Consider the following 26,744-nt stretch of genomic DNA (forward strand, 5'->3'; position numbering starts at 1 on the left):
GTTATTCGGTGCTGCGGCGTTATTAGTTTTGCGACTGCTGCAAACTGTGTCTCAAACCTAGCGCAGCGATGCCTGATCAGCGGCCGATTCGCGCATTCGCTCGGGGCTGTCAAAGTATTCGCTGCGAGCGCGCAAGGTCTTGCTGAACATGCCGCGTCGATCCGGGCGATTCACCCGCACCAAGCCACGCAAGGCGTGCCCAAAGGCACGGTCCGGATCAAGGTGGCGCAGCTCTTCCGCCAAGCAATCACCCATGGCGCGGTGAGCCATGGTCACTGGGGAAGTCTTCTCTCCAGCCTCCGAGCTCATCGTGACAGCTACCGTGGTGCTGCTCTGGGCTTCCACCGTGATGCTGCCCTCGGTGCGTTGCAGGACCAGCTTCTGCACAGATGGTCCACCGTGCAGGTCAGCCTCTTCCACGGTGTAGCGCGTCACGGGCACATCCAGGCGATCAGCCAACCAGCCGGCGGCGATATCCACCGAAGGATCATTTTCCGCTCCGTGCACCTGCACGCTGAGAATGTCCTCGTGAGGCGGCTGATCCAGGGTAGAAGCCAAGAGACCTCGCCAGAGGGTGATCCGGCTCCACGCCAAGTCCGAGTCGCCAGGTGAGTAGGTCATACGACGACGGTAGATGGCGTCCGAGTCCGCGTCGGACAAAGAATCGGTGATACGACGGGTCGCTAGGGCGCCGATGGGATCCGAGGAGGGGTTGCGGGGAGCGTCGGCTGGCCACCAGACCACCACCGGGGTATCCGGCAAGAGCAGGGGAGTCACCACGGACGCGCGGTGGGTGCTGAGGTCGCCGTTGAGGTGCATGACGATGATCTCGGAAGCTCCGGCATCACCACCCAGGCGGATTTCTCCATCCAGGCGGGACTCCTTCACATCGCGGTGGTTCACCAGAAAGATCACGCGGGCGGGGTGCTCGCGCGATGCCTCATAGGTGGAGTCGATGACCTCGTTGAGGTAGCCCTCTTCCTTACCCACGGCGTTGACCACCACGATGAAGGTCAGGACTCGGCCAGTGGCCACCTCGCCGCGCTCTTCGCGCAGCTCGCGGAGGCGCTTGGTGATGTTATGGGTCTTGGTATCCGGCAGATCGATGATCATGGGCGTCTACTCGCAATCTCTGAAATGTACTGGTGGCTGCGGGTTATGGCTGGCGCTAAGGACGGCGCCATGAGCGGCCTGTTTGGCGGAGCATGTCATCGGCAGAAGATGGTCCCCACGTGCCGGCGGGGTAATCATCTGGGCGGCCGTGGTTGGCCCAGTGATCCAAGATCGGATCCAGAATGCGCCAGGATTCTTCCACCTCGTTGTTGGTGGGGAAGAGGCTGGCCTCATCCAGCAGCGCATCCAGGATGAGTCGCTCGTAGGCCTCCGGGGACTCCTCGGTGAAGGCCTCAGAGTAGGAAAAGTCCATGTTCACATCGCGGACTTCCATCGCGGAGCCCGGAACCTTGGAGCCAAAGCGCATGAGCACGCCCTCATCAGGCTGCACGCGGATCACCAGGATATTGTTGCCCTGAGCTGCGGTTTGCCCGGCCTCGAAGGGGAGGTGCGGGGCTTCCTTGAAGACCAGCGCAATCTCGGTGACGCGTCGACCCAGGCGCTTGCCCGTGCGCAGGTAGAAGGGCACTCCGGCCCAGCGGCGCGAGGAGATCTCAAAGGTGGCAGCAGCATAGGTTTCGGTGGTGGAATCGGGATCGAATCCCTCTTCCTGTCGCAGGCCAACGACCTGCTCTGAACCCTGCCAACCGCTGGTGTACTGGCCCCGCGCGGTGGTCTTGGAGAACGGCCCCACCGGGTGGGTAGCGCGCAGCACCTTGAGCTTTTCGGATTGCAGCTCTGCAGGGTTGAACGTCACGGGCTCTTCCATGGCCACCAGGGCCAGCAGCTGCAGGAGGTGGTTCTGGATCACATCGCGGGCCGCGCCGATGCCATCGTAGTAACCGGCGCGCCCGCCCAGACCGATATCCTCGGCCATCGTGATCTGCACGTGGTCGATGTAATGGCTGTTGAACAGCGGATCAAACAGCTGGTTAGCAAAGCGCAGCGCGAGAATGTTCTGCACCGTTTCCTTGCCCAGGTAGTGATCGATGCGGAACACGCTGGATTCCGGGAACACGCTGTTGACGATCTCATTGAGCTCGCGGGCGGAGCGTTCATCGTGGCCGAAGGGCTTCTCGATGACCACGCGGCGCCATCCGTGCTCGCCGCCATCCGCCAAACCAGAGCGTTCCAGTTGGTGGCAGACATCCGAGAAAAACTCGGGCGGAACGGAGAGGTAGTAGGCCCAGTTACCGGCCGTGCCTCGGAGTTGGTCGATCTCCTGGGTTTTGGCCGCCAGGGCGTCGAACGCAGAATCGGTGACGAAATCACCCTTGACAAAGAAGATGCCCTCAGCCAAGCGCTCCCAGACCTCATCGCGCCACGGGTTGCGGGCGCGTTCCTGCACGGAGGCCTTCACCTGCTCGGCGAATTCCTCATCAGACCAATCACGGCGGCCATAGCCCACCAAGCTGAACCCTGCGGGCAGCAAACCGCGGCTGGCCAGGTCATAGACCGCGGGGAGCAACTTCTTGCGCGCCAGGTCGCCCGTGACACCAAAGATCACCAGCCCGGAGGGCCCGGCGATGCGGGGGAGGCGCTTGTCGAAATCATCGCGGAGAGGATTCCGCCACTGCTGAGGGTCCGGTGAGAGCATGCGGACTATATTACTTATTCAACTGCTGGCTAATAGTTTCGAGGAGCTCATTCCAAGAATCCACGAACTTTTGCACGCCTTCTGTCTCCAGCACGGCCCATACATCGCCCAGATCCACGCCTGCTTCGTCCAGCTTCGCGAAGGTTTCGCCCGCGTCCTCGACATGAGCGGTGAGGGTGTCGCCCTCAATCTTGCCGTGATCAATGGTGGCATCGAGGGTCTCTTCAGGCATGGTGTTCACGGTGTTCGGCCCGGCCAGCTCGCTCACGTACAGCGTGTCTGCGTACTCCGGATTCTTAACGGAGGTCGACGCCCACAGTGGGCGCTGGATACGGCCACCCTTGTTTGCCAGCTGTACCCATTCCGGGCTGTTCACGAGCATCTCTTGGAAAGCGGCATAAGCCAGGCGAGCATTGGCCAGACCAGCCTTGCCCTTGAGCTCAGCAGCTTCCGGGGTGCCGATGTTGTCCAGGCGCTGGTCTACTTCGGAATCCACGCGGGAGATGAAGAAGCTGGCCACGGAGTGGATCTTGGAGATGTCATGGCCGTTTTCCTCAGCCAGAGCGATACCGGCGATGAAGGCCTGGATGACCTGGCGGTAGCGGGTCACGGAGAAGATCAGGGTGACGTTGACGCTGATGCCAGCACCCAGCACCTCGGTGATGGCTGGCAGGCATTCCTCAGTGGCGGGGATCTTGATCATCAAGTTTTCCCGGCCCACGGCCTTTGCCAGGTCCTTGGCCTGAGCCACGGTGGCTTCCTGGTTGGCGGAGAGGCGAGGGTCTACTTCCAGGGAAACGCGGCCATCCACGCCCTCGGTGGATTCGTAGATGGGAGCGAACACATCACATGCAGCGCGCACGTCATCGCCAGCCATGGCGAACACTGCGGAATCTGCGGGTACCTTATCCGCGGCCAGCGCTGCGATCTGCGCATCATAGGCAGTGCCTTGAGACATTGCCTTGGCGAAGATGGCTGGGTTGGTGGTGACTCCCACCACGCCCTTGTTCTCGATGATATCGGCGAGGTTGCCGGACTCAATGCGGTTACGAGAAAGATCATCCAGCCACACGGACGTTCCTGCCGAAGCTAGATCCTTCACCGGTGCCGGTGGGTTGAGCGAGCTGGACTGCGGAATGCGTGGCGATACGGGAGTGTTCATTGTGACCTTTCACAGGGTGGGGACTACGTTTCGATGTTAGTAAAAATCCCTCCGCCCGGACATAGGGACCCGATTTAGGGGCTCTCATGCCGAGGGGAGGGAACGCGCTGCAGGCTGTCTCAACCGGCCGCCGTCATTACGCGGGGGCTTAACGCAGTGGTTTAACGCAGGGAGGCGTTGATGGATGCCTTCGCTGCGTCCACTACAGCCTCTGCGGTGATGCCGAACTCCTTGTAGAGAGTCTTGTAATCAGCAGAAGCACCGTAGTGCTCCAGAGACACGTTGCGACCGAGCAGGCCGGTGAAGCGGTGCCACGGCATGGAGATCGCTGCCTCCACGGAAACGCGGGCGGTGATTTCTTCCGGCAGGATGGATTCCACGTACTGCTGATCCTGCTCCAGGAACCATTCCATGCATGGCACGGATACCACGCGAGCAGGAATGCCTTCTGCTTCCAGGGTTTCTGCTGCCTGGATTGCCAGCTCCACCTCGGAGCCAGAGCCCATGAGGATCACATCTGGGGTGCCGGTGGAAGCTTCGCGCAGGATGTAGGCACCGCGAGCCACACCTTCAGCAGCCAGCTCCTTGGTGCCTTCCAGCACGGGGAGGTTCTGGCGGGTCAGCACCAGCGCCTTGGGGGATTCAGGGGCCTTGAGGGCCTCTACCCAGCCGGCAGCGGTCTCATTGGCATCCGCTGGGCGGATCACGTAGAGGTGCGGGATGGCGCGCAGCGCAGCCAGGTGCTCAACCGGCTGGTGGGTAGGGCCATCTTCGCCCAAGCCGATGGAATCGTGGGTCCACACGTGGTAGATGTCCGACTTCATCAGCGCGCCCAAGCGAACCGCGCCGCGGGCGTAATCGGAGAACTGCAGGAACGTCGCACCGTATGGGCGGGTTGGTCCGTGCAGGGCAATGCCGTTGAGGATGGCCACCATGGCGTGCTCACGGATACCGAAGTGCAGGTTGCGGCCACCGGGCTCGGTGGTGAACTTGCGGGTGCTGATGGCTTCTGGGCCGAAGGACGGGGAGTCCTTGATGATGGTGTTGGTGGAGCCGGCGAGGTCGGCGGATCCACCCCACAGCTCAGGCAATACCGCGCCCAAGGCTTGCAGAGATGCCTCGGAAGCCTTGCGGGTCGCTACGGAGTCACCCGCATCCCAGGATGGCATCCCGGCGGCGAAATCAGCGGGGAGCTCGCGGGAGTAGAGACGGTCGAACAACTTCTTGTTCTCTGGGTTGGCGGCAGCCCAGGCGTCGAATTTCTCATCCCATGTTTCGTGCTCCTTGGCGGCACGCTCTGCCAACGCGCGGGTGTGCTCAATGACGTTGTCTTCCACTGGGAATGGAGAATCCGGGAAGCCCAGCTCCTGCTTGATGGCGGAGATCTCCTCGGCACCCAGCGCGGCGCCGTGAGAAGCGCCGGTGTTCATCGCGTTGGGAGCTGGGTAGGCGATCACGGAGCTCAGGCGGATGAAGGTGGGGCGAGAGGTATCGGCCTTGGCTTCGCGCACGGCATCGAGAATGCCTTCCACGTCCTCGCCGGTGACCTCGAGGGTCTGCCAGCCATAAGCCTCGTAGCGCTTGGTGACATCCTCGGTGAAGGCGATGGTGGTCTCATCCTCGATGGAGATGCCGTTGTCATCCCAGAACACGATGAGGTTACCCAGCTGCTGCGTGCCAGCCAGGGAGCTCGCCTCGGCTGTGACACCTTCCTGCATGTCACCATCGGAGGCAATGACGTAAATGAAGTGGTCGAAGATCGACTCGCCGGGCGCTGCATTCGGATCGAACAGTGCGCGCTCGCGGCGGGCGGCCATAGCCATGCCCACGGAGGAAGCTAAACCTTGGCCCAGGGGACCGGTGGTGATTTCCACGCCATCGGTGTGGTGAACCTCAGGGTGGCCAGGAGTCTTGGAACCCCACGTGCGCAGCGCCTGCAGGTCTTCCAGCTCCAGCCCGAAACCACCCAGGTAAAGCTGGATGTACTGGGTCAGGGAAGAGTGGCCAGCGGAGAGGACGAAGCGGTCGCGACCCAGCCACTTCACATCGCGAGGATCGTGGCGCATCACGCGCTGGTAAAGGGTGTATGCCAGCGGTGCGAGGCTCATCGCGGTGCCTGGGTGACCAGAACCACACTTCTCCACTGCATCAGCTGCAAGAATTCGGGTGAGATCCACCGCGCGGGTATCGGTCTCTGACCAATCCGCGGGGTAGTTCCGCACGGTCAGGGCTGCAAGTTCAGGGGACAAAGACACTGAATTCGCCTTTCTGCAGACCCCGTCAAGAGTCCGTCGAATCGAGTTAGTTGGCATTCCCTGACCAGTTTAGAGCCTCGCGCCTAGCCGCGTCTTCGGCGGTGGCCTGTTTTTTGCCACGTGGGGACTCGGGTACGGTAGATAAGACGATTGAGCACAGGCGTGCAAGACGGAGAAAAGTGAGGCGAGACGCTCGGTGAATAAGTTCGCTGACACTGTTAAGGCCTATGTGGCCTTGACCAAGCCTAGGGTCATTGAGTTGCTCCTAGTTGCGACAATCCCAGCGATGTTGCAGGCAGAGCGAGGGGACGTGAACTTCGGCCTCATTCTCCTGACTTTGGTCGGTGGCTGGATGGGGGCGGCCTCGGCAAACACTTTCAACATGGTGGCCGATTACGATATCGACCAAAAGATGCGTCGCACCCGCCGTCGCCCGCTGGCCAAGGACACGGTCAGCCTGCGCGAGGCCACCATCTTCGCCTGGGTACTGATGATCGCCAGCTTCCTCTGGCTTTGGCTACTCGCGGATTCCCTGCTCGCGGCCGGGTTCATCCTGCTGACCATCTGGTTCTACATCTACGTGTACACCAAGTGGCTCAAGCGCCGTACCTGGCAGAACGTGATCTGGGGCGGTGCCGCAGGTTGTATGCCCGTCGTGGTGGGCTGGGCTGTGATCACCGATCACAACGGTGGCGCGTTTAACGCCGGATGGCACTCTTGGGCGCAGGCAATCATCCTGTTCATGGTGGTTTTCTTCTGGACACCACCGCACACGTGGGCACTGGGAATGCGCTACCGCGAGGATTATGAAGCCGCTGGCGTGCCCATGATGCCCGTGGTGAAGCCGCCCCTCGAGGTGACTCGCCAGATCCTGGGGTACACGTGGGCCACCGTCATCACCTCGCTGTTGCTGGTTCCGGCCACCAGCTGGATCTACGCCGTGGCAGCCACGCTGTGCGGTCTGTGGTTCATCTTCATGGCCACCAAGCTGCACCTGGGAGTGAAGAACGGCACGCCCGTTAAGCCGATGCAGTTGTTCTTCCTCTCCAACAACTATCTCTCTGTTCTCTTCGTTGCCCTTTCTATCGACGCCGTCCTCGGCTGGGACACCTTCTCCACCCTGTTGAGCTAGGTTCTCACCCGCGAGAGCGAGGCGGTGCAGTCGCCTAAACAACTGCCCAGCAGGCAAGCCAAAGCCCCTCCCACTGAGATGTGATTCTCGGTGCGAGGGGCTTTTGTGCTGCTTGGTTCACATGTGGTCTGGCCTATGTGCTGCCTGCATTCGCAGCTGGGGGCCAGCGCTCAAGCGGGTTAAACCGTGCTCTGATAATCCACGGTATTGAGCAGTTTCGCGTCTGCAGAAGGGGAGCCGGTATGGGTGGCGTCGCCTCCCAAAAGACGCTGACGCTGCGCCCACAACAGGCCGGTGACCAAAGTGGTGAGGCCGGAGCCCAGCACGTGCACCGGCACGGTCCATTCCGGCACGCCGAGCCAGTACTGGATGATGCCCACCATGCCCTGCAGCACGATCGCACCCACGAGCCACAGCGCGGTCACCTTGAGCTTTCGGCCCACCTGGAGGGCAAACAGTGCGGCCAGCAAGCCCACGGTGATGCCGAGGTAGAGGTACATCGCGTGGGCGTGAATGTGCGCGATTTCAATGAGGGGGAATTGCAGGCGGTGCTCGGGGAGGATGGCCTCGTCACCCGCGTGCGGGCCAGCTCCAGTGACCAGGGTGCCGGTCATGAGCACCAGCGCCAGGGTGACCGCGGAACCATGCGTGAGCGCGGTTATGGCACCCGGCATGAGGTTGACGCGCTCGCCGTCGTCTGGCTCACCGACGCGAATCACCAGCACCGCGGCGAAGAAGACCAGCAGCATGGAGGGGAGGAAGTGCAGTGCGACAACCCACCAGGTCAGATCCATGCGCACCGAAATGCCACCGATGACTGCCTGGGCGATGATTCCCAGTCCTTGGAGGAACGCCATGTGGAGCACGAGTGGGCGTCGGGCTGCCCGAATCAGGGCCATGAAGGTCACGGCGGCAGCGACGATCAACACGAAGGTAAGGAGGCGGTTGCCGAACTCAATGGCCTGGTGAATCCACGGGGCGGCGCCCGCAGTGGGGAAGAGGGATCCCGGGTGGCACTCTGGCCAGGTGTTACAACCTAGACCGGAGCCGGTTACTCGCACCAACGCGCCGGTGAATGTGATGCCGGTTTGGCAGGCCAACAAGATGATGGCGAACATTCTCTGCGACTTGATGGTGGGGATGGGGATCCCGAGTTTGGCGTCTATGAGGTGCAGCCACGCATAAAGGGTGGCTAGGCCTCGAGCCAGCGGATTTGTTTCGTTTTTAGCGCGTTCCCGCATTGTTTCCAACACGTTATCCAGACTATATCCCGAGCTGGAGTATCCCTAATTTCCGCTGGGCAAAGCGCTTAGCGGCGAACTGCCTAGTCCGTGTCCATGGTGAAGCTGAAGAACTTGAAGGTCAGTGCGGTGCCGATGATCGCCCATCCCAGCAAGATGAGCACGGCCAGCCAATCAAACTGCCCATGGTTCATGGCTGCGGAGAAGCCGTCGGTGAGTGCCACGGAAGGGATGAATTTCAGCGCCTGGGCGGTGCCCTCGCTCAGACCGCTGGCCATGGTGGAGAACACCGCGGCACCCACGAAGATGAACCACACGGTGTTGGAGAGCGCCAGCACCATCTCGGAACTCAACGTGCCGCCCAGGAGCAGCCCGCAGCTGGTGAAGGCGGCCACGCCGAACAATCCCACCACGACTGCATAGCCAATCCCGGAAAGCTGGGGCGACCAGCCCAGAATGGCTGCGGTGATGGTGAGGATGACGACCTGCACCGCGACCACCACGGCCACCGCGCACACTTTGCCACCGATCAACGCCCACGTGGGCACGCCGGACGCACCGATGCGCTTGAGGGCCCCGTAGCGACGGTCGAAAGCCACGGCGATGGCCTGCCCGGTGAACGCAGCACCCATCAAGGCGATGGCCAAGGTCATGGGGTAGATCTGCTGGACGTTCTTTTCTTCCATCAGGCCAGGCAGGAGAGACAGCCCGATCAGCATCACCATCGGAATGATGAGCGAGAGCAACTGCTGCTCACCGTGGCGCAGGAACAGCAGGGATTCCATCTTGGACTGCGCGCGGAGGATGGAGGAGCTCTTCGCGCGGCGCACATCGGGAGTGAACGTGCCTGCGGAGAAACGCTCGGTGTTGACAGTGTTGACGGCCGGCTTGCTTCCAGATTTACTTGCCGGCTTGCTGGCAGATTTCGGCGCGCTCATTAGCGAATCTCTCTTCCCGTAATGGAGAGGAAAACGTCCTCTAGGCTCTGTTTATCCACCTCGAGGCGCTGCAACAGCAGACCCTGCCGGGCCACAGCAGCAGCGATATCCGCGATGGTTTGCGGGGTGAGTTCAGTCATGGTGATCTTCCATACGTGCTGGCCACCGGGATGGTTGGTGTCTTCCTGCTGGGCTTCAATGCTCGCCTCTGCAGCACTCTGGCTGTTGGTCAGTTCTTGGCGCAGCTCAGTGACATCGAGCGGCCCATCCACCATGAGGCTCACCACGTGCTGAGAGCGAGTCTCAGCCGCGTTTCCGCTGGTCAACTGCGCTGGAGTGCCTTCGGCCACTACGGTGCCGCGATCGATGATCACCACCTGATCCGCCAGCGCCTCAGCCTCATCCATCAAGTGCGTGGTCAGCACCACGGTCACCCCATCGCGCTTCAGCGAGCGCACCAGATCCCACACCACCAGCCGAGATTGCGCATCCAGACCGGCCGTGGGCTCATCCAGGAAGATCAGCTCGGGGCGCCCAACCAGTGCGCAGGCCAGGGAGAGCCGTTGTTGCTGGCCTCCTGACAGCCTTCGGTAAGGGGTCTTCTTATTCGACGCCAACCCCACGGTTTCCAACAACCATTCAGTATCTAGGGGATTGCGGGAATACGAGGCCACGAGCTCCAACATCTCGCCGACCCGAACCCCGGGATACGCGCCACCACCCTGCAACATCACGCCGATGCGGCTACGAACCTCATCGGTGTGATGCGCGGGATCCATGCCCAGTACGCGCACCGTGCCGGAATCCGGGACAAGGAATCCTTCGCACATTTCCACGGTGGTGGTCTTACCTGCACCGTTGGGACCGAGGAGTGCCAGTACCTCGCCGCGATGCAGCGTGAGATCCAGGCCATCAACTGCGGTGTTTTCTCCGAATGATTTTCTCACCCCACGTAGTTGGAGAACCTCCGGTGCATCGGAGGCGGCAGGCGGGGTGTGGTTTGCTTCGGTCACGATGATTTAGCTTACAACCTGCTTGCGTGGGCGCCTCAATGCCTTGAGTTGTGTTCCTTCCCACGACTGCCCGGTTTGCAATGCCGCAGCCAGCTGTGGACGTGTCTTGCACAATGCCCAAGCAATTGCCACGAACAGGCCGAAGATAACCGCGGACATCACGTAGATGTAGAGCACCGTTCCCGGTGGCAGGCTCAGCCCCTTGGGCAGAATGAAGAAGCTGAAAGCCATGGAATAACCGGCGACCACGTAAACGAAGAGATCGCGGTTAGCCCAGGCAGCCAAGGGGAAGATGGCCCAGAGGAGGTACCAGGGATGCACCACGGGGAAGAAGATCACTAGGCAGAACATCGCCACGCCCAGCCCGCCGACGGGGTGGATGCGACGTTTGAAAGAGGCCCACAACATGCGGGTGACCCATGCCAGACCCACCAGGATTCCCAGTGCACGGAACAGGGCCAGCGCGGATTCCTGATGATCACCCAGCCCCAGGAGCATGCCGAGAGCAGAGGAAGCCAATCCAGCGAGGGAAGACACGGACATCCAGCTGACGATATCCACCGCGCCACCTTGCGAGGTGATCCAGCCGAAGCCCACGCCGGTGATCAACGACAACAGAGCAGAAAATATCGCCGCTGCCACGAAACACAGCATGGCCGAGATGGCTAGGTGCCTCAGCTTCCCGCCCAGCCACAGGGCGATCATCACCCCGGCAAATCCCAGCGCGAGGAAAGCTGTGACTTTCACCAGTCCGGCACTGGTGATGAGGGTCAGCCCCATGACGATGAGTATCCAGCGGCTGATGAGCGGGCGAGGTTCGTCATCTGTGCCGCGCAGCACCAGCTCCAGACCAGCGAGCATCAAACCCAGCATCAGTGCTTCATTGTGGATGCCACCCACCAGGTGCAGAATCGCCAGGGGATTAAGCACGCCCAGCCACAACGCGGTGTGCGGAGCTACTTTGCAGCGACGCGCCAAGCGGATCAATGCCCAGCTGGCCAGAACAAGTCCAGATACGGACACCAGCCTGTGCAGTAACACTCCCCACAGGATCTGATCCTGCGTGATCCAGGAGATCACTGCTCCGTAGCCCAAGGCAGTGGGGCCATAAGGAGACGGGGAGTGGCTCCACAGCAAGGGCACTGAACGAGCCAGGGGATCCTGCGGACCAAGCAGGTCAACTGGGCCAGCGGAATATGGATCCCAGCCACGCGCCGCGATCGACCCCTGAGCCAGATAGGAATAAATGTCCTGGGTGAACAGGGGAGCGGTGAACAACAACGGCAGCACCCACAAGGCGAATGTGCGCCACAACACGCTCAAGGGCACTAATTCTGCGGCTCGGCGATTCGTCTCCACGCAGAACCGTGCCAGGAAAATCCAGGCGATAACCAGGAGCCCAATTCCGAAGAACACCAACACGGTGGAGGAGTGCAGCATCCGGTTGAGGTTGACCACCCAGGAAAGCTTCCATCCGGGGTTGTCCACCACTGGCCAGGCGCCCGCACCCCAGCCACCAATGGCAATCATGATGGAACCCACGGTTCCCAGAATCATGGAAATCCGCAGGCGAAGACGGTGATTGGGGCCGATTGGCCAGGTGTTGGCGCTATAGGGCGTGTCCCCACCGGAGCGATCTTCGTGCAGTGCAGCAGAGCGCGAGCCGGCTTCCCCGACCTGCGGCAATTGGGACTTCAGTGCGCGCAGCGGGTGAATCTTTGGCGGGTGAATCTTTGGTGCGACGGCCCGCGGGGTCTTCGATGCCATGAGTCAGTAGTCTACGCAGGGGGCGGACAGGCATTGGGGAGCGACGTTACGCATCTCCGAACCGGTGCCGAAGCAGCGCCGGACCCCTGCAGAGAAAGGCAACCCTTAGTGGACACTGGGAATTATTTACGTAACATTCATGTTGTCTAATCATGAGCAGGTTGTGAAGGCGGTTCCCGCCAAGTCAGCAGCTTCTCACCGTCTTGACGAAACAGTAGAGAAACGAGGTGTCACCCAGTGAGCGATCACGATACGCGGCACCGAATTATGCTCCATGTACTTCGCCACGGCCCGATTAGTGCCACTGATATCGCTGAGGAATTCGGCCTCACCGCCGCAGGCGTCCGCCGTCATCTGGATAACATCGTGGCCGATGGTCACGCGGAAATCGTGACGGTGGCTCGTTCTGGGCAGCGGGGTCGCCCAGCCAAGATGTTTAAGTTGACCGACGCCGGTCGTGGACACTTCGGCCATGATTACGACAACCTAGCGCTATTGGCGCTCCGGACGCTCAAGCAAACTGGGGGAGACGCAGCGGTGGAGAGTTTCGCCGCCCAGCGAATCCATCAGCTGCTTGAGGACTTGGAACTCGACCAAGGAACGGATCTCACCCGTGGTGAATCCGCGTCCGAGGATGATGAAGACGTGGTGGAAAAGGCTCAGGCCATCGCCGCGGCGCTCACCGAGCGTGGCTACGCTGCAACAGTCGATAACTCGGCTGGTGGAGTGCAAATTTGTCGCCACCATTGCCCCATCCAGGATGTCGCGCAAGAGTTCCCTGAACTGTGCGCGGCGGAACACCGGGTGGTTGCGGAACTACTCGGGCAACATACGCAGCCATTGGCGACCATCGCCGATGGCAACGGGATTTGCACCACCCACATTCCGCTGACAACAATTCACCCTTCCCCAACGAAGGAAAGATAAGATAATGACTCAAGCTGCACAGCAACCACAACCGCAAACCGATGAAGAAATCATTGACTCAATCGGCGCCTATGGCTACGGCTGGCATGACACGGACACCGCTGGTGCCTCTGCTCGTCGTGGACTGAGCGATGAGGTAGTTAAGGACATTTCTTCTAAGAAGTCCGAGCCAGAATGGATGCTCAAGCGTCGTCTCAAGGCTCTGGATATCTTCGATAAGAAGCCAATGCCAACCTGGGGTGCAGACCTCTCCGGTATTGATTTCGATAACATCAAGTACTTCGTCCGTTCCACGGAAAAGCAGGCTCAGACCTGGGAAGACCTGCCAGAAGATATTAAGAACACCTACGACAAGCTAGGTATCCCCGAGGCTGAGCGTCAGCGCTTGGTCGCGGGTGTGGCTGCGCAGTACGAATCCGAGGTTGTGTACCACCAGATCCGCGAGGATCTGGAAGAGCAGGGCGTCATCTTCGTGGATACGGATACCGGTCTGCGCGAGTACCCCGAGCTGTTCGAAGAGTACTTCGGCACCGTTATCCCCGCTGGCGATAACAAGTTCTCCGCACTGAACACCGCAGTGTGGTCCGGCGGATCCTTCATTTACGTCCCCAAGGGCGTCCACGTGGACATCCCTCTGCAGGCCTACTTCCGCATCAACACGGAGAACATGGGTCAGTTCGAGCGCACCTTGATCATCGTTGATGAAGATGCCTACGTGCACTACGTGGAGGGCTGTACCGCTCCGATTTACAAGACGGATTCCCTGCACTCTGCTGTGGTGGAGATCGTCGTCAAGAAGGGCGGCCGTTGCCGCTATACGACCATTCAGAACTGGTCCAACAACGTTTACAACCTGGTGACCAAGCGCACCAAGTGTGAAGAGGGCGCCACCATGGAGTGGGTCGATGGCAACATCGGCTCCAAGGTCACCATGAAGTACCCGGCTGTGTGGATGACCGGCCCATACGCCAAGGGCGAAGTGCTCTCCGTGGCATTCGCTGGCGAAGGCCAGTTCCAGGACACCGGCGCCAAGATGGTGCACATGGCTCCACACACCTCGTCCAACATCGTGTCCAAGTCCGTGGCACGTGGTGGCGGACGCGCTGCCTACCGCGGCCTGGTGCAGGTGAACAAGGACGCTCACCACTCCGCGTCCAACGTGGAATGCGACGCGCTGCTGGTGGATTCCATCTCTCGTTCTGACACCTACCCGTACAACGACATCCGCAATGACCACGTGAGCCTCGGCCACGAGGCCACGGTGTCCCAGGTGTCCGAGGATCAGCTGTTCTACCTCATGTCGCGTGGCATCGAAGAGGATGAGGCCATGGCTATGATCGTCCGCGGTTTCGTGGAGCCGATCGCCAAGGAACTCCCCATGGAGTACGCGCTGGAACTGAACCGACTGATTGAACTGCAGATGGAAGGATCGGTGGGTTAAACCAAATGACCACCCCACTACAAGAGACCGAAGCAACGATCAACCCCGTCAAGGCTGGTTCTGAACACCAGACCAAGGGCGACCGTTTCGCTTCTTTCAATGTTGAAGATTTCTCCGTTCCTCGGGGCAAGGATGAGGATTGGCGCTTCACCCCGATGCGTCAGCTCCGTGGCCTCCACGATGGAACTGCAGCTGCCGGCTCACGTGCAAACGTGAACGTGGATCTGCCTTCCAGTGGTGCGAGCTACTCTGAGCTGGATCCATCCGACGAGCGCGCGGGTCGCGCTGGTGCTCCAGTAGACCGCGCTGCAGCTCAGGCATGGACTGAAAACACCGTGGCTGATTACGTCCACGTGGAAAAGAACGCTGTGCTGGACGGCCCCATCACCATCACCATCACTGGTGCCGGTGAGGATGCCGTGTCCTACGGCACGATCGTGGTGGAACTGGATTCCCACGCTGAAGCTGTGGTCATCGTGAAGTACGAAGGCTCCGGCGCGCACTCCGACAACCTGGAGTTCGTCATCGGCGATGGCGCCAAGCTCACCACCGTGGTCTTGGAAGACTGGAACCGCGATGGTGTCCACCTGTCCAACTCCCACCTGCAGGTTGGCCGCGATGCAACGGTTCGCCACTACTACGCAGCCTTCGGTGGTGAAGTAGTCCGCTCCGTTCCTCACGTGCGCTACACCGGACCAGGTGGAGATGCAGAATTGCTGGGCATGTACTTCGCCGATGCCGGCCAGTACTTCGAGCAGCGCTTGCTGGTGGATCACTCCGTGAAGAACTGTCGCTCCAACGTGCTCTACAAGGGCGCTTTGCAGGGCGAGCCTTCCAAGGGTTCCGCCTCCCGCGACGCTCGTACCGCCTGGATCGGTGACGTGCTGATTCGTCCCGACGCCACCGGCACTGACACCTACGAGAAGAACAACAACCTGCTGCTCACCGAGGGTGCGCGCGCAGATTCTGTTCCGAACCTGGAAATCCAGACGGGCGAGATCATCGGTGCCGGCCACGCTGCCACCGTGGGTCGCTTCGATGACGAGCAGATGTTCTACATGCAGTCCCGTGGCATCACTGCCACCGCTGCAAAGATGCTGATTGTCCGTGGTTTCTTCACCGATGTGATCAGGCGCATCCCGCTGGAATCCGTTCGCGAACAGCTGGAGAACAAGGTCGAAAACGAACTGCAGAACACGGTTCTGTAAGACCTTTCGGTCCTTTCACAACTCCGCTGAATCCGCACCTACTTCCCACACAGACTTAGAAGGAAAGAAATACTTCCCATGAGCACTCTGGAAATCAAGAACCTGCATGCACAGGTTGTTCCCGCAGACGAGAACGAAGCACCAAAGCCAATCCTGCATGGCGTGAACCTGACCATTAAGTCCGGTGAAACCCACGCCATCATGGGTCCTAACGGCTCCGGCAAGTCCACCTTGTCCTACGCCATTGCTGGTCACCCACGCTACGAAATCACCGAAGGCGAGGTTCTGCTGGATGGCGAGAACCTGCTGGAGATGGAAGTAGATGAGCGCGCCCGCGCTGGCCTGTTCCTGGCCATGCAGTACCCCACCGAAGTTCCCGGCGTATCCATGGCTAACTTCCTGCGCTCTTCGGCTTCTGCCGTGCGCGGCGAAGCTCCAAAGATCCGCGAGTGGGTCAAGGAAGCTCGTGGAGCGATGGAAGAACTCTCCATCGACCCATCCTTCTCTGAGCGCTCCGTGAACGAGGGCTTCTCCGGTGGCGAGAAGAAGCGCCACGAAGTTCTGCAGCTGGGCTTGCTCAAGCCAAAGTTCGCCGTGCTGGATGAGACCGACTCCGGCTTGGACGTGGATGCACTGCGCGTGGTCTCCGAGGGCATCAACCGTTACAAGGAGCGCGAGAACGGTGGCGTGCTGATGATCACCCACTACCAGCGCATCTTGAACTACGTGAAGCCTGATCAGGTGCACGTCTTCTCCAAGGGACGCATCGTGAAGTCCGGCGGTCCGGAATTGGCAGAGCAGCTCGAGGCCAACGGCTACGAGCAGTTCATCTAAATCCGTTTCGCTACACACCCCACATTGTTTCCATCTCAGCTCAGCATTCGTGCTGGGCTGTGGTGTTAAAGAAAGTTGTTAACTCATGAGCACATCATTGGACATTGCCGCGATCAGGAAAGATTTCCCGATCCTTTCCCGCACCGTCCGTGATGGCCGCCCGCTCGTCTACTTAGACTCCGGTGCGACCTCACAGCGCCCAGTGCAGGTCTTGGACGCAGAGCGGGACTTTCTCACCACCCATAACGCACCGGTTCACCGCGGCGCGTATGAGATCGCCGAGGAAGCCACCGATGCCTACGAAACCGCGCGCGAGACCATCGCCGCGTTTGTCGGGGCAGAGGATCACGAGCTAGCGTTCACCAAGAACGCCACCGAAGCTCTCAACGAGGTGGCTTACCTCCTCGGTGATCCGCGCTCAGGCGAGCACACCGTGGCGGCGGGGGATGAGATCGTGGTCTCCGAACTCGAGCACCACGCCAACCTCGTGCCGTGGCAGGAGCTCGCTGCGCGCACCGGCGCGACCCTGCGCTGGTACTCCGTCACCGAGGATGGCCGCATTGATCTCGATAGCCTCGAGCTCAGCGAAAAGACCAAGGTGGTGGCCCTAACCCACCAGTCCAACGTGACGGGCGCGGTGCTGGACGTACCGGAGGCCGTACGCCGTGCACGTGCAGTTGGGGCACTCTTTGTTCTCGACGCCTGCCAATCCGTGCCTCACATGCCCGTTAACTTCCACGATCTCGATGTGGACTTTGCGGCGTTTTCCGGCCACAAGATGTTGGGCCCCAATGGAGTGGGAGTGCTGTTCGGCAAGGCTGACCTGCTGAAGGCATTGCCTCCATTCCTCACCGGTGGCTCCATGGTGCAAAAGGTGACCATGGAGAAGACCACGTTTACCGAGGCTCCCCAGCGCTTCGAGGCCGGCACGCAGATGACCAGCCAAGTAGTGGGACTGGCCGCGGCCGTGCGCTACCTGGAGAACCTCGGCATGGAAAATGTGGCAGCTCACGAAAATCAGCTGACCGCCTACGCATTGGAGAAGCTCAAGGCCATCCCAGGTTTGCGCTTGGTGGGTCCTAGTGAGCCGGTCAAGCGCGGGGCGTCGTTGAGCTTCGTGGTGGAGGGCATCCACCCGCACGATCTGGGCCAGGTTCTGGATGACAGCGGTGTGTGTATCCGAGTAGGCCACCACTGCGCATGGCCTGTGCACACCTGCATGAATGTGCAGGCTACGGCTCGTGCCAGCTTCTATGTCTACAACACCGAAGCAGAGGTGGACGCGCTGGCGGAGGCTATCGTCCACGCGCAGAAGTTTTTTGGAACGATTGATTAATAACCAGGAAGATCGGGGAGTAGACAGACCATGAAGCTGGAATCCATGTACCAGGAAGTGATCCTGGACCACTACAAGCATCCGCAACACGCGGGCTTGCGCGATCCTTACAACTGCGAGGTGCACCATGTGAACACCTCGTGTGGCGATGAGCTCACGCTGCGCGTTGCCCTGAGCGAGGATCTGCAGACCGTAGCGGATGTGTCCTACGAAGCCATCGGCTGCTCCATCAGCCAGGCCTCCACCTCGGTGATGGCTGAGGAAATCGTGGGCCGTCCGGTCGATGAGGCTTTCGCCAAGCTTGCTGAGTTCGAGAAGATGGTCACCTCCCGCGGCAAGGTGGAGGGCGACGATGAAATTATCGGCGATGGAATTGCGTTTAGTGGAGTGTCCAAGTATCCAGCTCGCGTGAAATGCGCCCTGTTGGGGTGGAAGGCTTTCGAGGCCGCCGCCTTTGAGGCCGGCGCGCAGCCGAGCTCGTAAATCTCAATCACCCGCTGATAACACCTGTAAATCGCACCCCACCCACAACACCCAAAGGAAGCACACCATGACTGAACAGAACACTCCAGAAACCGCCGCCCAGAACGAAAATCCTTCGGCTCCTACCTTGGATCCGAACCCAATGAACGAGGTTCCAGAGCCTCCGGCAGAACCTTCCAAGGAAGAACTGGAGCTCTTCGGCAAGATCGAAGAATGCCTCATGGACGTGATTGACCCGGAGCTCGGCATCAACGTGGTTGATCTGGGCTTGGTGTACGACACCTGGGCCGAGGGCTCCACCGCAGTGGTGAACATGACCCTGACTTCCCCTGCATGCCCACTGACCGACATGATCGAGGATCAGGCGAATTCCGCTGTCATTGGCACCCTGCAGGAGATCACCGACCTGCGCATCAACTGGGTGTGGAGCCCAGCATGGGGTCCACACATGATCAACGAAGAGGGCCGCGAGCAGCTGCGCTACCTGGGCTTCTCCGTCTAAGTATCCCGTCTTAGAATTTACGGGCTTTTCCCGCCGCAGCTAGCAATAGCTGCCGCGGGTTTTTCCATAGCGGGCACAGGAACGGATGGGAAAATCCGGTCTGCTTGCGCAACTCCCACATTGTTCGTGCCACGGCTCTGCCACTGTGACCGGTCAGGTAGTCCAGCTGATACTGGGCATCTAGGCGGAAGAATGCGGCGAAGAAATCCCGGAGAGTAGCGTGATCAGCTCGGGAGATGAGTTCTGCGCCCACGCATCTCAAGAAGCGTGCTGCTTCCGCATCCAGTGCTTTTCTCCGGGAGAATCCCGCGCCCGCTATCGCATCAAGCATCGCGTCTACCTGGGCGAAAGCAGGGGAGACCGAGTAACCGGTGGCCGGGTTCACCATGCCCCCGGCAGCGCCGAAGTAGTAGGTGGATCCCGCCGGCCGCCAGAAAGCTCGCTTGCGGGTTCCCATCGGGATGGCGACCACCTCTCGCTTCATTTCACTCTCCCGCCAGCCAGGCATGTGCTTATCCAGGCGGGATTCCAGCCGGGATTGGAGCTCATCCAGCAAGTCCTCGGGAGCGGCGCGCGTGGCCAGGACAGTCTCCTCCCACAAATAGCCCTGGTCTGTGGGTTGGGCATAGAGGAAGCTGGGCGGGTCAGACGTGGGGGTGGACCAATCCATGAAGATGGGGTCGGTGCTGGCGTCGGGAAGAAAGGGAAGAAAAAAGCCCACCGCGACCTGCCAATACACCCGGCCCGCAGTGGGCGCGCCGGTGCAATCGAGCACGGGAGAGACTCCCTGCGGCAGGGGATCGGAAGTGATGGTGGCTCCGGATCGCTCCACGGCCGCGCGGAGGTCAGGTTTGTTGAGCATGGCGTACTCGTGCGGCAACGTGGCTGCGGAGCGCGTGTGCACGCGGGCCGCGTACGGCTGCGAATAGAAATCGAGCGCCCACCCGGGCAATTCAGCAACCAAGGAGCCGTATGTGGCAGGCCACGGGGGTAGCGTGCCTGGGGAGGGGACGCGTGGATCGTGGAGGTTAACCGTCCATCCACGCTCGCGCGCACGCAAGGCCGCGATGGCGCCCGCTGGGCCAGCACCGGCGATATGCACAACAACCATGCGTGGCTCCTTAAGCTCGGTGCGTGGGGCGGGCGGATTCTAGGTATTAGCAGGGACAATGATAGCGTGGGGCGTTGTGATTGTGACCGAAGACCTTGAAGTGCGGGTGGGCGCGCGAACCCTACTGAACGCACCCGGACAACTGCTGCGCGTACAGCCGGGCGACCGAATTGGCCTGGTCGGTCGCAACGGCGCGGGCAAGACCACCACCATGCGCATCCTGGCCGGTGAAGGGGAACCCTACGGCGGCAAAGTGATCCGCAGCGGTGAGTTCGGTTACCTCCCGCAGGATTCTAAAGAAGGCGATATCGAGCAGACTGCGCGCGATCGCGTGCTCTCCGCCCGAGGCCTCGACCAGATCCGCCGAACCATGGAACGCCAGCAAGAGATCATGGAGACCACTGAAAAAGACTCCGAGCGCGATGCAGCGATCTCCAAGTACTCCCGCATGGAGGAAAAGTACTCCGCGCTGGGCGGCTATGAGGCAGACAGTGAAGCTGCGCGCATCTGCGATGCCCTCGGGCTGGAAGAGCGCGTGCTGGATCAGCAGCTCAAGACGCTTTCCGGTGGTCAGCGTCGTCGTGTGGAACTGGCGCAGATCCTGTTCGCCGCCACCTCCGGTTCCGGCCGTTCGCAGACCACGTTGCTGCTCGACGAGCCCACCAACCACCTGGATGCGGACTCCATCAACTGGCTGCGCGACTTCTTGAAGAAGCACGACGGCGGCCTGATCATGATCAGCCACGACGTGGAACTGCTGGAAGCTGTCTGTAACAAGGTGTGGTTCCTCGACGCCGTGCGTGCCGAAGCTGATGTCTACAACATGGGCTGGCAGAAGTACCTGGACGCTCGTGCCACGGATGAGGCCCGCCGCCGACGCGAGCGCGCCAACGCAGAGAAGAAGGCCGGTGCTCTGAAGGAGCAGGCCGCGAAGCTGGGAGCCAAGGCCACCAAGGCCAAGGCTGCCAAGCAGATGACAGCTCGCGCTGATCGCTTGATCAATGAGCTGGATGAAGTGCGCGTGGATGACCGCGTGGCCAGCATTTCCTTCCCTGAGCCAGCCGCCTGTGGCAAGACCCCGATGAACGCCAAGGGTCTGACCAAGATGTATGGCTCTTTGGAAGTGTTCGCGGGTGTGGACCTGGCGATTGATAAGGGCAGCCGCGTGGTGGTGCTGGGATTCAACGGCGCTGGTAAGACCACCTTGCTCAAGCTGTTGGCTGGGGTGGAGCGCGTGGATGGAGAAGGCGGAATCGTCTCCGGCTACGGCCTGAAGGTGGGCTACTTCGCCCAGGAGCACGACAACATCGATGGCTCCAAGAGCGTGTGGCAAAACGCCATCGAATCCTGCCCGGATGCGGGTGAACAGGACTTGCGAGGCGTTTTGGGCGCGTTCATGTTCTCCGGCGAGCAGCTGAACCAGCCTGCCGGAACGCTCTCCGGTGGTGAGAAGACCAGGCTTTCCCTGGCCACGCTGGTGAGCTCCCGCGCAAACGTGTTGCTGCTGGATGAGCCGACCAACAACCTGGATCCGCAATCGCGCGAGCAGGTGTTGGATGCGCTCACCACCTACACCGGTGCCGTGGTGCTGGTGACACACGACCCGGGAGCGGTGCGAGCGCTGGATCCGGAGCGGGTCATCGTTTTGCCGGATGGCACCGAGGATCTGTGGAACGACGAATACATGGAGATCGTCGAGCTGGCCTAGCGGGTTTTACTGCTGGACCCTAGTGGGTCTTGAAGTAGTTCCACACCACTTGGGCGGCCGCGGGATTAGCCGCGTACCACGAGTGACCTCCGCCATTCACCTTGTAGTGAGTGGTGTCGCCACCTGCGGGGCAACCGGCGGCCGTGAAGAGCTCCACGTTTCCGGACACCGCAGGACCACTCAACGCGTTGCCGGTGCAGCCGTTTCGCTGGGCAACTTTCTGCGTGATCTGCGGAGCGCTGTAGTAGCTGCCTCCATGATCGTTTGCTCCACCGTTGTACAGCATGTGGTCATCTGCGGTTCCGTGCATGACCAAGGTATCTACCTTGCCCGTCTGGCAGTTATTCAGCGAAGCAGAGTTGTAGTACGCGCCGGAAACGGAAGCAACCGCCGCAAAAGTCTCCGGAGCCTGGCATGCCAGCGCCAAAGCCATGCCGCCGCCGTTGGAAAGCCCGGTGGCGAAAACGCGAGAAGCATCAACCTTGTACTGGGTCTTCACCTTGTCCAGGATGGTCTTGACGAATGCCACATCCTGGCCAGTGCCGCTGGGTGCGTACTTGGGGCCTTCCCATGCCTGGGCATTGCCCTCGGGGTAGACCAGGATAGCTTCTTGACCAGCGGCGACATCAAGATCCGCATAATCGCGATACATGCTTGCCGAGTGCTGCCAACCGGAGAAACCGAAGACCACTGGGTAAGTGCGGTTTGGATCCATGTTGCTCGGGGTTTCAATGAGGTACTGGCGATTGCCCTGGCCAGCCACGTCAACGGAATCCCGGGTGAGTGGCTTAGAAGGGTTCGGGAGGTTGGGGATTTGCGGGAACTGGGAAAGCTGCCCCAGTAGCCGGTTGATCTCCGCATTGATGTCAATCCCCGCGCTGCTCTCGGGGAGGTCGGACTGAGCTTGAGCAGGAGCGATGAATGCGCTGAGGGCCACAGCCATCGTGGCCACCACAGTGGCGAGCTTCTTTTTGATCACTCAAGCAGCATAAAGGATCGGTGCGCGTAATTCCCTGCAAAGCAGTTAATCGGCTTGTGTGCTGCTCGCGGCGCTGATTCGCCACCCACCGGCCGCCCCCCGGCAATTGAACCTATTGCTCGCCGGCGTTCGCTTTCGCGTACTCCACGAACTTCCTGAGCAAGGAGTTTGAGGCAGCAGTATCGTGCCCACGCAAACTCGCATACACTTCGTCTTCCCGCTCGGGGGAGTAGTAGCCGGAGTTGTCGTAGAACTTCAAACGTCGAGTGATGCGCTCGCCATCCATTTCGGGATGGAACTGGGTGGCCCACACGTTGCTACCGATCCGGTACATGTGCACCGGGCAGGTGGGTCCACCCGCCAGCAGCACGGCATTGCCCGGCAGCTCTAGGACAGAATCCTTGTGCCCACCGAACCCGAGAAACTCCTGGGGAAGGTCTTGGCACAGCGGGTCAGAAGCGGCGTCGGAAGAAAGAACGATCTTGGTTACCCCAGCCTCCTCGGCAAAATCCGAGCCCACCTTGCCACCGAGGTAGTGGGCGAACATGCTGGCGCCGTAGCACGTGGCGAGGATGGGGAAGCGGGGGTTATCCAGCGCGTCGCGGATGAACTCGGCGAGTTTTTCGGAGATCGCGGGCTGCCACACGTCATCGAATGGTTTGGTGATGGTAAACGGGCTGCCACCGATAAATACGCCGGCCACATCGGTGAAATCGCCGAGCTCGCTATCCGGCTTATCCAACAGGCGCATTTCTAATTCATCGGGATTCAAACCAGAAAGCGCCACGAAATCATCAAACTCGGCATCTGCGATGAGCTGATTTTCTCGTAGCGCTAACAGTACAAATTTCACAAGGGGAATTTTAACAGACCGCTTGGTCTATCAACTAATGTTTGGTCGATTCGCTGAGCAGCAATCTATTTACTCAAATGCGCCCCGGAGGCACGCAATCCCGCACGCACCTGCGCCTGCGAAAGATCGGTGGTCACGGTGGCAGATTCCGGATTCCCCGCCACCCAGCGAGCAATGGTCCACCCGTTGGAAAATTCCGGCTCGAAGTGATCCAGCGGCCCTTCCATCATCTTCAGATTCACGGGCTCACCTCGCCTGGAGGCGGGAGCGGAGAATTCCTCGGAGACAAACTCGAATTCCGGGGAGCCATCCGTGGGGTAGACGCGCACCACCGCTCGGTAGCGGAAGCGGATGTCGTTATCCCGGCCGCGCGAATGCTCGTCATCGCGTCTGCCGGAATGCCTGGTCACGCCACTGATCCACACTCCACCCACCCGGGCCGGGGCAAAACACAGCCAGCCGTTGTTCCAGGCCGCGGCAATCTTCTCCATGTTTTTTCGACGCCGACTCATGCTCACGGCCGCCAATGCCAAAACCAAGACACCAATGAGTCCCAGGATGCCGCCCGCGATGATCCCACCCATAGCGCGAGTAGCCAATATCAGCGCAACAGCGCCCAGCACCAGCGCTGCTCCCACCACCGCGCACACCACCTGCGGGACGGAAAGCCCGCGCGCGCTGCCCGCGATAGGCATCCTGCCATTGCTCTCCAGCGCAGCAAGCAGGGAGGCAGACGTGGTTTGCCGCGGGTTGCGCGTGGCGAACTGCCCAGATTCCGCTCCGCGCGCCAGTGCCTGGTCCGGATCATGAATCGTCGCGGAACTGCGGGCGTAGTTGAAAAGGGGGAATTCGCTAGCCATGCTCGCCTTTCTAGTTTCGCATTCCATGCACTGGCGCGGGAATGAATCCGCCCCGGCGAATGAAATCAGCATTGCCCACGGTGTTCACCGGGATGATGGGTGCGTAGCCCAGCAAGCCACCGAAGTTCACTTCATCGCCCGGCTTCTTGCCGGGCACGGGAATCACGCGCACAGCGGTGGTCTTGTGGTTCATCACACCGATGGCAGCCTCATCGGCGATCATCCCGGAGATGGTTTCTGCAGAGGTGTCCCCGGGGATGGCGACCATATCGAATCCCACCGAGCAGATCGCGGTCATAGCCTCCAGCTTGTCGATGGAGATGGACCCGGAGCGGACGGCGTCGATCATGCCCTTGTCCTCAGACACGGGGATGAATGAACCAGACAGGCCACCGACGCGCGAGCAGGCCATCATGCCGCCCTTCTTCACTGCATCGTTGAGCAGTGCCAACGCGGCCGTGGTGCCGTGCGTGCCCACCTGATCCAGTCCCATGTGCTCCAGGATGTGAGCCACGGAATCGCCAAGCTCGGCAGTGGGGGCCAGGGAGAGATCGATGATGCCGAAGGGCACCCCCAGTCGCTCGGAGGCTAAGTTTCCCACCAGTTGTCCCGCGCGGGTGATCTTGAACGCGGCCTTCTTGATCTCCTCGGCTACCTGATCCAGCGTGGCGCCTTCCAGAGATCCCAGCGCGCGATCCACCACTCCGGGCCCGGAAACGCCCACGGAGACCACGCAATCGGGCTCTTCCACGCCGTGGAATGCGCCGGCCATGAACGGGTTATCACCCACGGAATTGGCGAAGACCACCAGTTTGGCGCAGGCGATGGCGTCCCGCTCGGCAGTGAGCTCGGCTGCCTCCTTGATGGTGCGGCCCATCTGCGCCACGGCATTCATGTTGATGCCCGCCCGGGAGCTGGCAATGTTCACGCTGGAGCACACCACGTCGGTCTCGGACAGTGCTTCTGGAATGGACCGAATCAGCAACTTTTCGCTGGTGGTGGCACCCTTTTCCACAAGGGCGGAGTACCCACCCACGAAGTTCACGCCCACCTCCTTGGCTGCCTTATCCAGAGCCCGGGCGGCATCCACTGGGTTGCCGTCCACGCCCGCAACCACCAGGGAGATCGGGGTGACGGAAATCCGCTTGTTCACGATGGGAATGCCCAGTTCCGCCTCAATGCCTTCGCACACCTCCACCAGCTGCGCGGCCTGCTTCGAGACGCGGTCATAGATCGCCTGGGAGGTCTCCGCCATGGTGGTGCGGGTGCAACCCAGCAGGGATATCCCCATGGTCACCGTGCGGATATCGAGACGATACTTTTCAATCATCTCGATGGTCTCGAGAAAGCTGTTCGGATTAAACATGCGCTCCTCTAGATTTCGTTCATGGCGGTAAACAGCGCCTCGGACTGAATACGGATGACCTGCTGCTTCTGCTTCTCCACGGGCTCCAGAGCCGAGCGGATTTCCGCCAGCGAAGTCTTCGCCTCATCGAATTCCACCCGGAGGATCATGGTGAAATACCCGGACATCAGCGTCTGCGAGACGTCCAGGATATTCACGTCCAGTTCTGCAAGCGCGGTGCTGACTGAGGCAATAATTCCGGTGCTGTCGATTCCAGTGACCGTCATGATGGCAAACATGTGCTCCATCCTAAACCCCGTCCGTGACACCGTGCCCCTGACACTGTGCCCTAGTGTGGCAATCATGCGCCCCGCCGAGCTCACGTACCCCGCATCGCTACGCCTGTTGACCTTGGATGTGGCTCGCGGTCTTTCTTTTTCCGACGCCACCCTTCCCCCCTCATGGAATCGCACCGACTACCGGGAAGTGATCGGCCACGGGGAGCGAGAGTTTCGCACGGCTGCGTACCGGCTTCTATCCTGGCGGGCTCATTTTAGCGCGGGTGTGCGGGTGAGCATGGAGCGGAACGGGTTTGTGGAAGGCTCATCTGTAGGGGGTGCAGCTGTGGGGGATAAGGTCTGCGTCCACTTCGGGCCCACGCGCAGCCCATGCCTGGTGATCCACAGAGAGCTCACCCCAACCCGAGCCGTGGTGATCTACGGAACGCTGCCGGGGCATGTGGAGCGCGGGGAAGAGGCGTTCATCGTGGAGATGGACTCCCAGGGAGTGGTCACTGGGCGGTGCGTGGCGTTTTCGCAGCACGCGTGGTGGCTGGCCAAGCTGGGCTCACCGTTGGCCCGGCTCACCCAACTGTGGATCACTCGTCGGTACGTGCGCGGCATGCGCCCGGTTTCGGGGCGCATGCAAGCCGCATAGCCG

Annotated in this window: 23 protein-coding genes and 1 pseudogene; 10 read left to right on the forward strand and 14 right to left on the reverse strand. The window is 60.7% G+C overall.

Annotation, left to right across the window (positions count from 1 at the left end):
- Positions 1-57: 57 nt before the first annotated feature.
- The 4 genes from IRY30_RS05760 to tkt all read right to left on the reverse strand — a co-directional run bounded on the left by IRY30_RS05760 (position 58) and on the right by tkt (position 6,127).
- Entirely contained in the window at positions 58-1,113 is a 1,056-nt protein-coding gene (locus IRY30_RS05760) for a glucose-6-phosphate dehydrogenase assembly protein OpcA (RefSeq protein ID WP_194556370.1), read from the reverse strand.
- Between the two features lie 55 nt (positions 1,114-1,168).
- The gene (gene zwf, locus IRY30_RS05765) at positions 1,169-2,710 is read right to left on the reverse strand and encodes a glucose-6-phosphate dehydrogenase (RefSeq protein ID WP_194556371.1); all 1,542 of its coding nucleotides are present in this window, start codon (positions 2,708-2,710) and stop codon (positions 1,169-1,171) included.
- 10 nt (positions 2,711-2,720) lie between these two features.
- The gene (gene tal / locus IRY30_RS05770; RefSeq protein WP_194556372.1) at positions 2,721-3,872 is read right to left on the reverse strand and encodes a transaldolase; all 1,152 of its coding nucleotides are present in this window, start codon (positions 3,870-3,872) and stop codon (positions 2,721-2,723) included.
- A 161-nt stretch (positions 3,873-4,033) separates the two neighbouring features.
- The gene (gene tkt / locus IRY30_RS05775) at positions 4,034-6,127 is read right to left on the reverse strand and encodes a transketolase (protein ID WP_194556373.1); all 2,094 of its coding nucleotides are present in this window, start codon (positions 6,125-6,127) and stop codon (positions 4,034-4,036) included.
- A gap of 181 nt (positions 6,128-6,308) precedes the next feature.
- Here tkt and IRY30_RS05780 point away from each other — a divergent pair.
- A pseudogene (locus IRY30_RS05780) lies at positions 6,309-7,259 on the forward strand (heme o synthase); the annotation flags it as partial.
- A gap of 179 nt (positions 7,260-7,438) precedes the next feature.
- On the opposite strand, the gene IRY30_RS05785 reads toward IRY30_RS05780, so the two are convergent.
- The 4 genes from IRY30_RS05785 to mptB all read right to left on the reverse strand — a co-directional run bounded on the left by IRY30_RS05785 (position 7,439) and on the right by mptB (position 12,218).
- Entirely contained in the window at positions 7,439-8,500 is a 1,062-nt protein-coding gene (locus tag IRY30_RS05785; protein WP_194556596.1) for a COX15/CtaA family protein, read from the reverse strand.
- A gap of 83 nt (positions 8,501-8,583) precedes the next feature.
- Positions 8,584-9,438 carry an ABC transporter permease gene (locus IRY30_RS05790; RefSeq protein ID WP_194556375.1) on the reverse strand — a complete coding sequence of 285 codons (855 nt, stop codon included), beginning with the start codon at positions 9,436-9,438 and terminating at the stop codon, positions 8,584-8,586.
- A complete protein-coding gene (locus IRY30_RS05795) occupies positions 9,438-10,451 on the reverse strand; it encodes an ABC transporter ATP-binding protein (RefSeq protein ID WP_194556376.1) in 1,014 nt (337 codons plus the stop codon). The genes IRY30_RS05790 and IRY30_RS05795 overlap by 1 nt, the downstream gene beginning before the upstream one ends.
- A gap of 6 nt (positions 10,452-10,457) precedes the next feature.
- Complete coding sequence (gene mptB, locus IRY30_RS05800) at positions 10,458-12,218, reverse strand: polyprenol phosphomannose-dependent alpha 1,6 mannosyltransferase MptB (RefSeq protein WP_194556377.1); 1,761 nt, start codon at positions 12,216-12,218, stop codon at positions 10,458-10,460.
- A gap of 237 nt (positions 12,219-12,455) precedes the next feature.
- Here mptB and IRY30_RS05805 point away from each other — a divergent pair, with 237 nt between their 5' ends.
- The 7 genes from IRY30_RS05805 to IRY30_RS05835 all read left to right on the forward strand — a co-directional run bounded on the left by IRY30_RS05805 (position 12,456) and on the right by IRY30_RS05835 (position 18,949).
- The gene (locus tag IRY30_RS05805; protein ID WP_194556378.1) at positions 12,456-13,145 is read left to right on the forward strand and encodes a helix-turn-helix transcriptional regulator; all 690 of its coding nucleotides are present in this window, start codon (positions 12,456-12,458) and stop codon (positions 13,143-13,145) included.
- 4 nt (positions 13,146-13,149) lie between these two features.
- Complete coding sequence (sufB, locus tag IRY30_RS05810) at positions 13,150-14,586, forward strand: Fe-S cluster assembly protein SufB (RefSeq protein WP_194556379.1); 1,437 nt, start codon at positions 13,150-13,152, stop codon at positions 14,584-14,586.
- A 5-nt stretch (positions 14,587-14,591) separates the two neighbouring features.
- The gene (gene sufD, locus IRY30_RS05815; RefSeq protein ID WP_194556380.1) at positions 14,592-15,794 is read left to right on the forward strand and encodes a Fe-S cluster assembly protein SufD; all 1,203 of its coding nucleotides are present in this window, start codon (positions 14,592-14,594) and stop codon (positions 15,792-15,794) included.
- A gap of 78 nt (positions 15,795-15,872) precedes the next feature.
- A complete protein-coding gene (gene sufC, locus IRY30_RS05820; RefSeq protein ID WP_194556381.1) occupies positions 15,873-16,628 on the forward strand; it encodes a Fe-S cluster assembly ATPase SufC in 756 nt (251 codons plus the stop codon).
- Positions 16,629-16,713: 85 nt separating this feature from the next.
- Entirely contained in the window at positions 16,714-17,964 is a 1,251-nt protein-coding gene (locus tag IRY30_RS05825) for a cysteine desulfurase (protein ID WP_194556382.1), read from the forward strand.
- Between the two features lie 30 nt (positions 17,965-17,994).
- The gene (sufU, locus tag IRY30_RS05830; protein WP_194556383.1) at positions 17,995-18,447 is read left to right on the forward strand and encodes a Fe-S cluster assembly sulfur transfer protein SufU; all 453 of its coding nucleotides are present in this window, start codon (positions 17,995-17,997) and stop codon (positions 18,445-18,447) included.
- Between the two features lie 67 nt (positions 18,448-18,514).
- Positions 18,515-18,949, forward strand: coding sequence for a metal-sulfur cluster assembly factor (locus IRY30_RS05835; RefSeq protein ID WP_194556384.1), 435 nt, complete (start codon positions 18,515-18,517; stop codon positions 18,947-18,949).
- 10 nt (positions 18,950-18,959) lie between these two features.
- Here IRY30_RS05835 and IRY30_RS05840 read toward each other — a convergent pair whose 3' ends face one another.
- The gene (locus IRY30_RS05840) at positions 18,960-20,060 is read right to left on the reverse strand and encodes a lycopene cyclase family protein (protein WP_194556385.1); all 1,101 of its coding nucleotides are present in this window, start codon (positions 20,058-20,060) and stop codon (positions 18,960-18,962) included.
- A gap of 76 nt (positions 20,061-20,136) precedes the next feature.
- Here IRY30_RS05840 and IRY30_RS05845 point away from each other — a divergent pair, with 76 nt between their 5' ends.
- A complete protein-coding gene (locus IRY30_RS05845; RefSeq protein WP_194556386.1) occupies positions 20,137-21,768 on the forward strand; it encodes an ABC-F family ATP-binding cassette domain-containing protein in 1,632 nt (543 codons plus the stop codon).
- A gap of 19 nt (positions 21,769-21,787) precedes the next feature.
- Here IRY30_RS05845 and IRY30_RS05850 read toward each other — a convergent pair whose 3' ends face one another.
- From IRY30_RS05850 to IRY30_RS05870, 5 genes are all read right to left on the reverse strand, one after another.
- A complete protein-coding gene (locus tag IRY30_RS05850; protein WP_194556387.1) occupies positions 21,788-22,747 on the reverse strand; it encodes a CE1 family esterase in 960 nt (319 codons plus the stop codon).
- Between the two features lie 112 nt (positions 22,748-22,859).
- Positions 22,860-23,600: a glutamine amidotransferase gene (locus IRY30_RS05855; RefSeq protein WP_194556388.1), complete on the reverse strand. Its 741-nt coding sequence runs from the start codon at positions 23,598-23,600 to the stop codon at positions 22,860-22,862.
- A 65-nt stretch (positions 23,601-23,665) separates the two neighbouring features.
- The gene (locus IRY30_RS05860) at positions 23,666-24,460 is read right to left on the reverse strand and encodes a hypothetical protein (RefSeq protein ID WP_194556389.1); all 795 of its coding nucleotides are present in this window, start codon (positions 24,458-24,460) and stop codon (positions 23,666-23,668) included.
- Between the two features lie 10 nt (positions 24,461-24,470).
- Positions 24,471-25,826 (reverse strand): PFL family protein, encoded by a 1,356-nt coding sequence (locus tag IRY30_RS05865; protein ID WP_194556390.1) that lies wholly within the window; start codon positions 25,824-25,826, stop codon positions 24,471-24,473.
- An 8-nt stretch (positions 25,827-25,834) separates the two neighbouring features.
- Complete coding sequence (locus tag IRY30_RS05870; RefSeq protein WP_194556391.1) at positions 25,835-26,104, reverse strand: ACT domain-containing protein; 270 nt, start codon at positions 26,102-26,104, stop codon at positions 25,835-25,837.
- Positions 26,105-26,168: 64 nt separating this feature from the next.
- On the opposite strand from IRY30_RS05870, the gene IRY30_RS05875 reads away from it, so the two are divergent.
- On the forward strand, positions 26,169-26,741 hold the full coding sequence (locus tag IRY30_RS05875) for a DUF1990 domain-containing protein (RefSeq protein WP_194556597.1): 573 nt from the start codon (positions 26,169-26,171) through the stop codon (positions 26,739-26,741).
- The last annotated feature ends 3 nt before the right edge of the window (positions 26,742-26,744 follow it).

The organism is Corynebacterium suicordis DSM 45110, assembly GCF_015351405.1.
Lineage (GTDB): Bacteria > Actinomycetota > Actinomycetes > Mycobacteriales > Mycobacteriaceae > Corynebacterium > Corynebacterium suicordis.

Excerpts from the sequence above, each read along its gene's own strand:
- IRY30_RS05760 (WP_194556370.1), bottom strand. The coding sequence starts at position 1,113 with ATGATCATCGATCTGCCGGATACCAAGACCCATAACATCACCAAGCGC.
- zwf (WP_194556371.1), bottom strand. The coding sequence starts at position 2,710 with ATGCTCTCACCGGACCCTCAGCAGTGGCGGAATCCTCTCCGCGATGAT.
- tal (WP_194556372.1), bottom strand. The coding sequence starts at position 3,872 with ATGAACACTCCCGTATCGCCACGCATTCCGCAGTCCAGCTCGCTCAAC.
- IRY30_RS05785 (WP_194556596.1), bottom strand. The coding sequence starts at position 8,500 with ATGCGGGAACGCGCTAAAAACGAAACAAATCCGCTGGCTCGAGGCCTA.
- IRY30_RS05790 (WP_194556375.1), bottom strand. The coding sequence starts at position 9,438 with ATGAGCGCGCCGAAATCTGCCAGCAAGCCGGCAAGTAAATCTGGAAGC.
- mptB (WP_194556377.1), bottom strand. The coding sequence starts at position 12,218 with ATGGCATCGAAGACCCCGCGGGCCGTCGCACCAAAGATTCACCCGCCA.
- sufB (WP_194556379.1), top strand. The coding sequence starts at position 13,150 with ATGACTCAAGCTGCACAGCAACCACAACCGCAAACCGATGAAGAAATC.
- sufD (WP_194556380.1), top strand. The coding sequence starts at position 14,592 with ATGACCACCCCACTACAAGAGACCGAAGCAACGATCAACCCCGTCAAG.
- sufC (WP_194556381.1), top strand. The coding sequence starts at position 15,873 with ATGAGCACTCTGGAAATCAAGAACCTGCATGCACAGGTTGTTCCCGCA.
- IRY30_RS05825 (WP_194556382.1), top strand. The coding sequence starts at position 16,714 with ATGAGCACATCATTGGACATTGCCGCGATCAGGAAAGATTTCCCGATC.
- sufU (WP_194556383.1), top strand. The coding sequence starts at position 17,995 with ATGAAGCTGGAATCCATGTACCAGGAAGTGATCCTGGACCACTACAAG.
- IRY30_RS05835 (WP_194556384.1), top strand. The coding sequence starts at position 18,515 with ATGACTGAACAGAACACTCCAGAAACCGCCGCCCAGAACGAAAATCCT.
- IRY30_RS05840 (WP_194556385.1), bottom strand. The coding sequence starts at position 20,060 with ATGGTTGTTGTGCATATCGCCGGTGCTGGCCCAGCGGGCGCCATCGCG.
- IRY30_RS05860 (WP_194556389.1), bottom strand. The coding sequence starts at position 24,460 with ATGGCTAGCGAATTCCCCCTTTTCAACTACGCCCGCAGTTCCGCGACG.
- IRY30_RS05865 (WP_194556390.1), bottom strand. The coding sequence starts at position 25,826 with ATGTTTAATCCGAACAGCTTTCTCGAGACCATCGAGATGATTGAAAAG.
- IRY30_RS05870 (WP_194556391.1), bottom strand. The coding sequence starts at position 26,104 with ATGTTTGCCATCATGACGGTCACTGGAATCGACAGCACCGGAATTATT.
- IRY30_RS05875 (WP_194556597.1), top strand. The coding sequence starts at position 26,169 with ATGCGCCCCGCCGAGCTCACGTACCCCGCATCGCTACGCCTGTTGACC.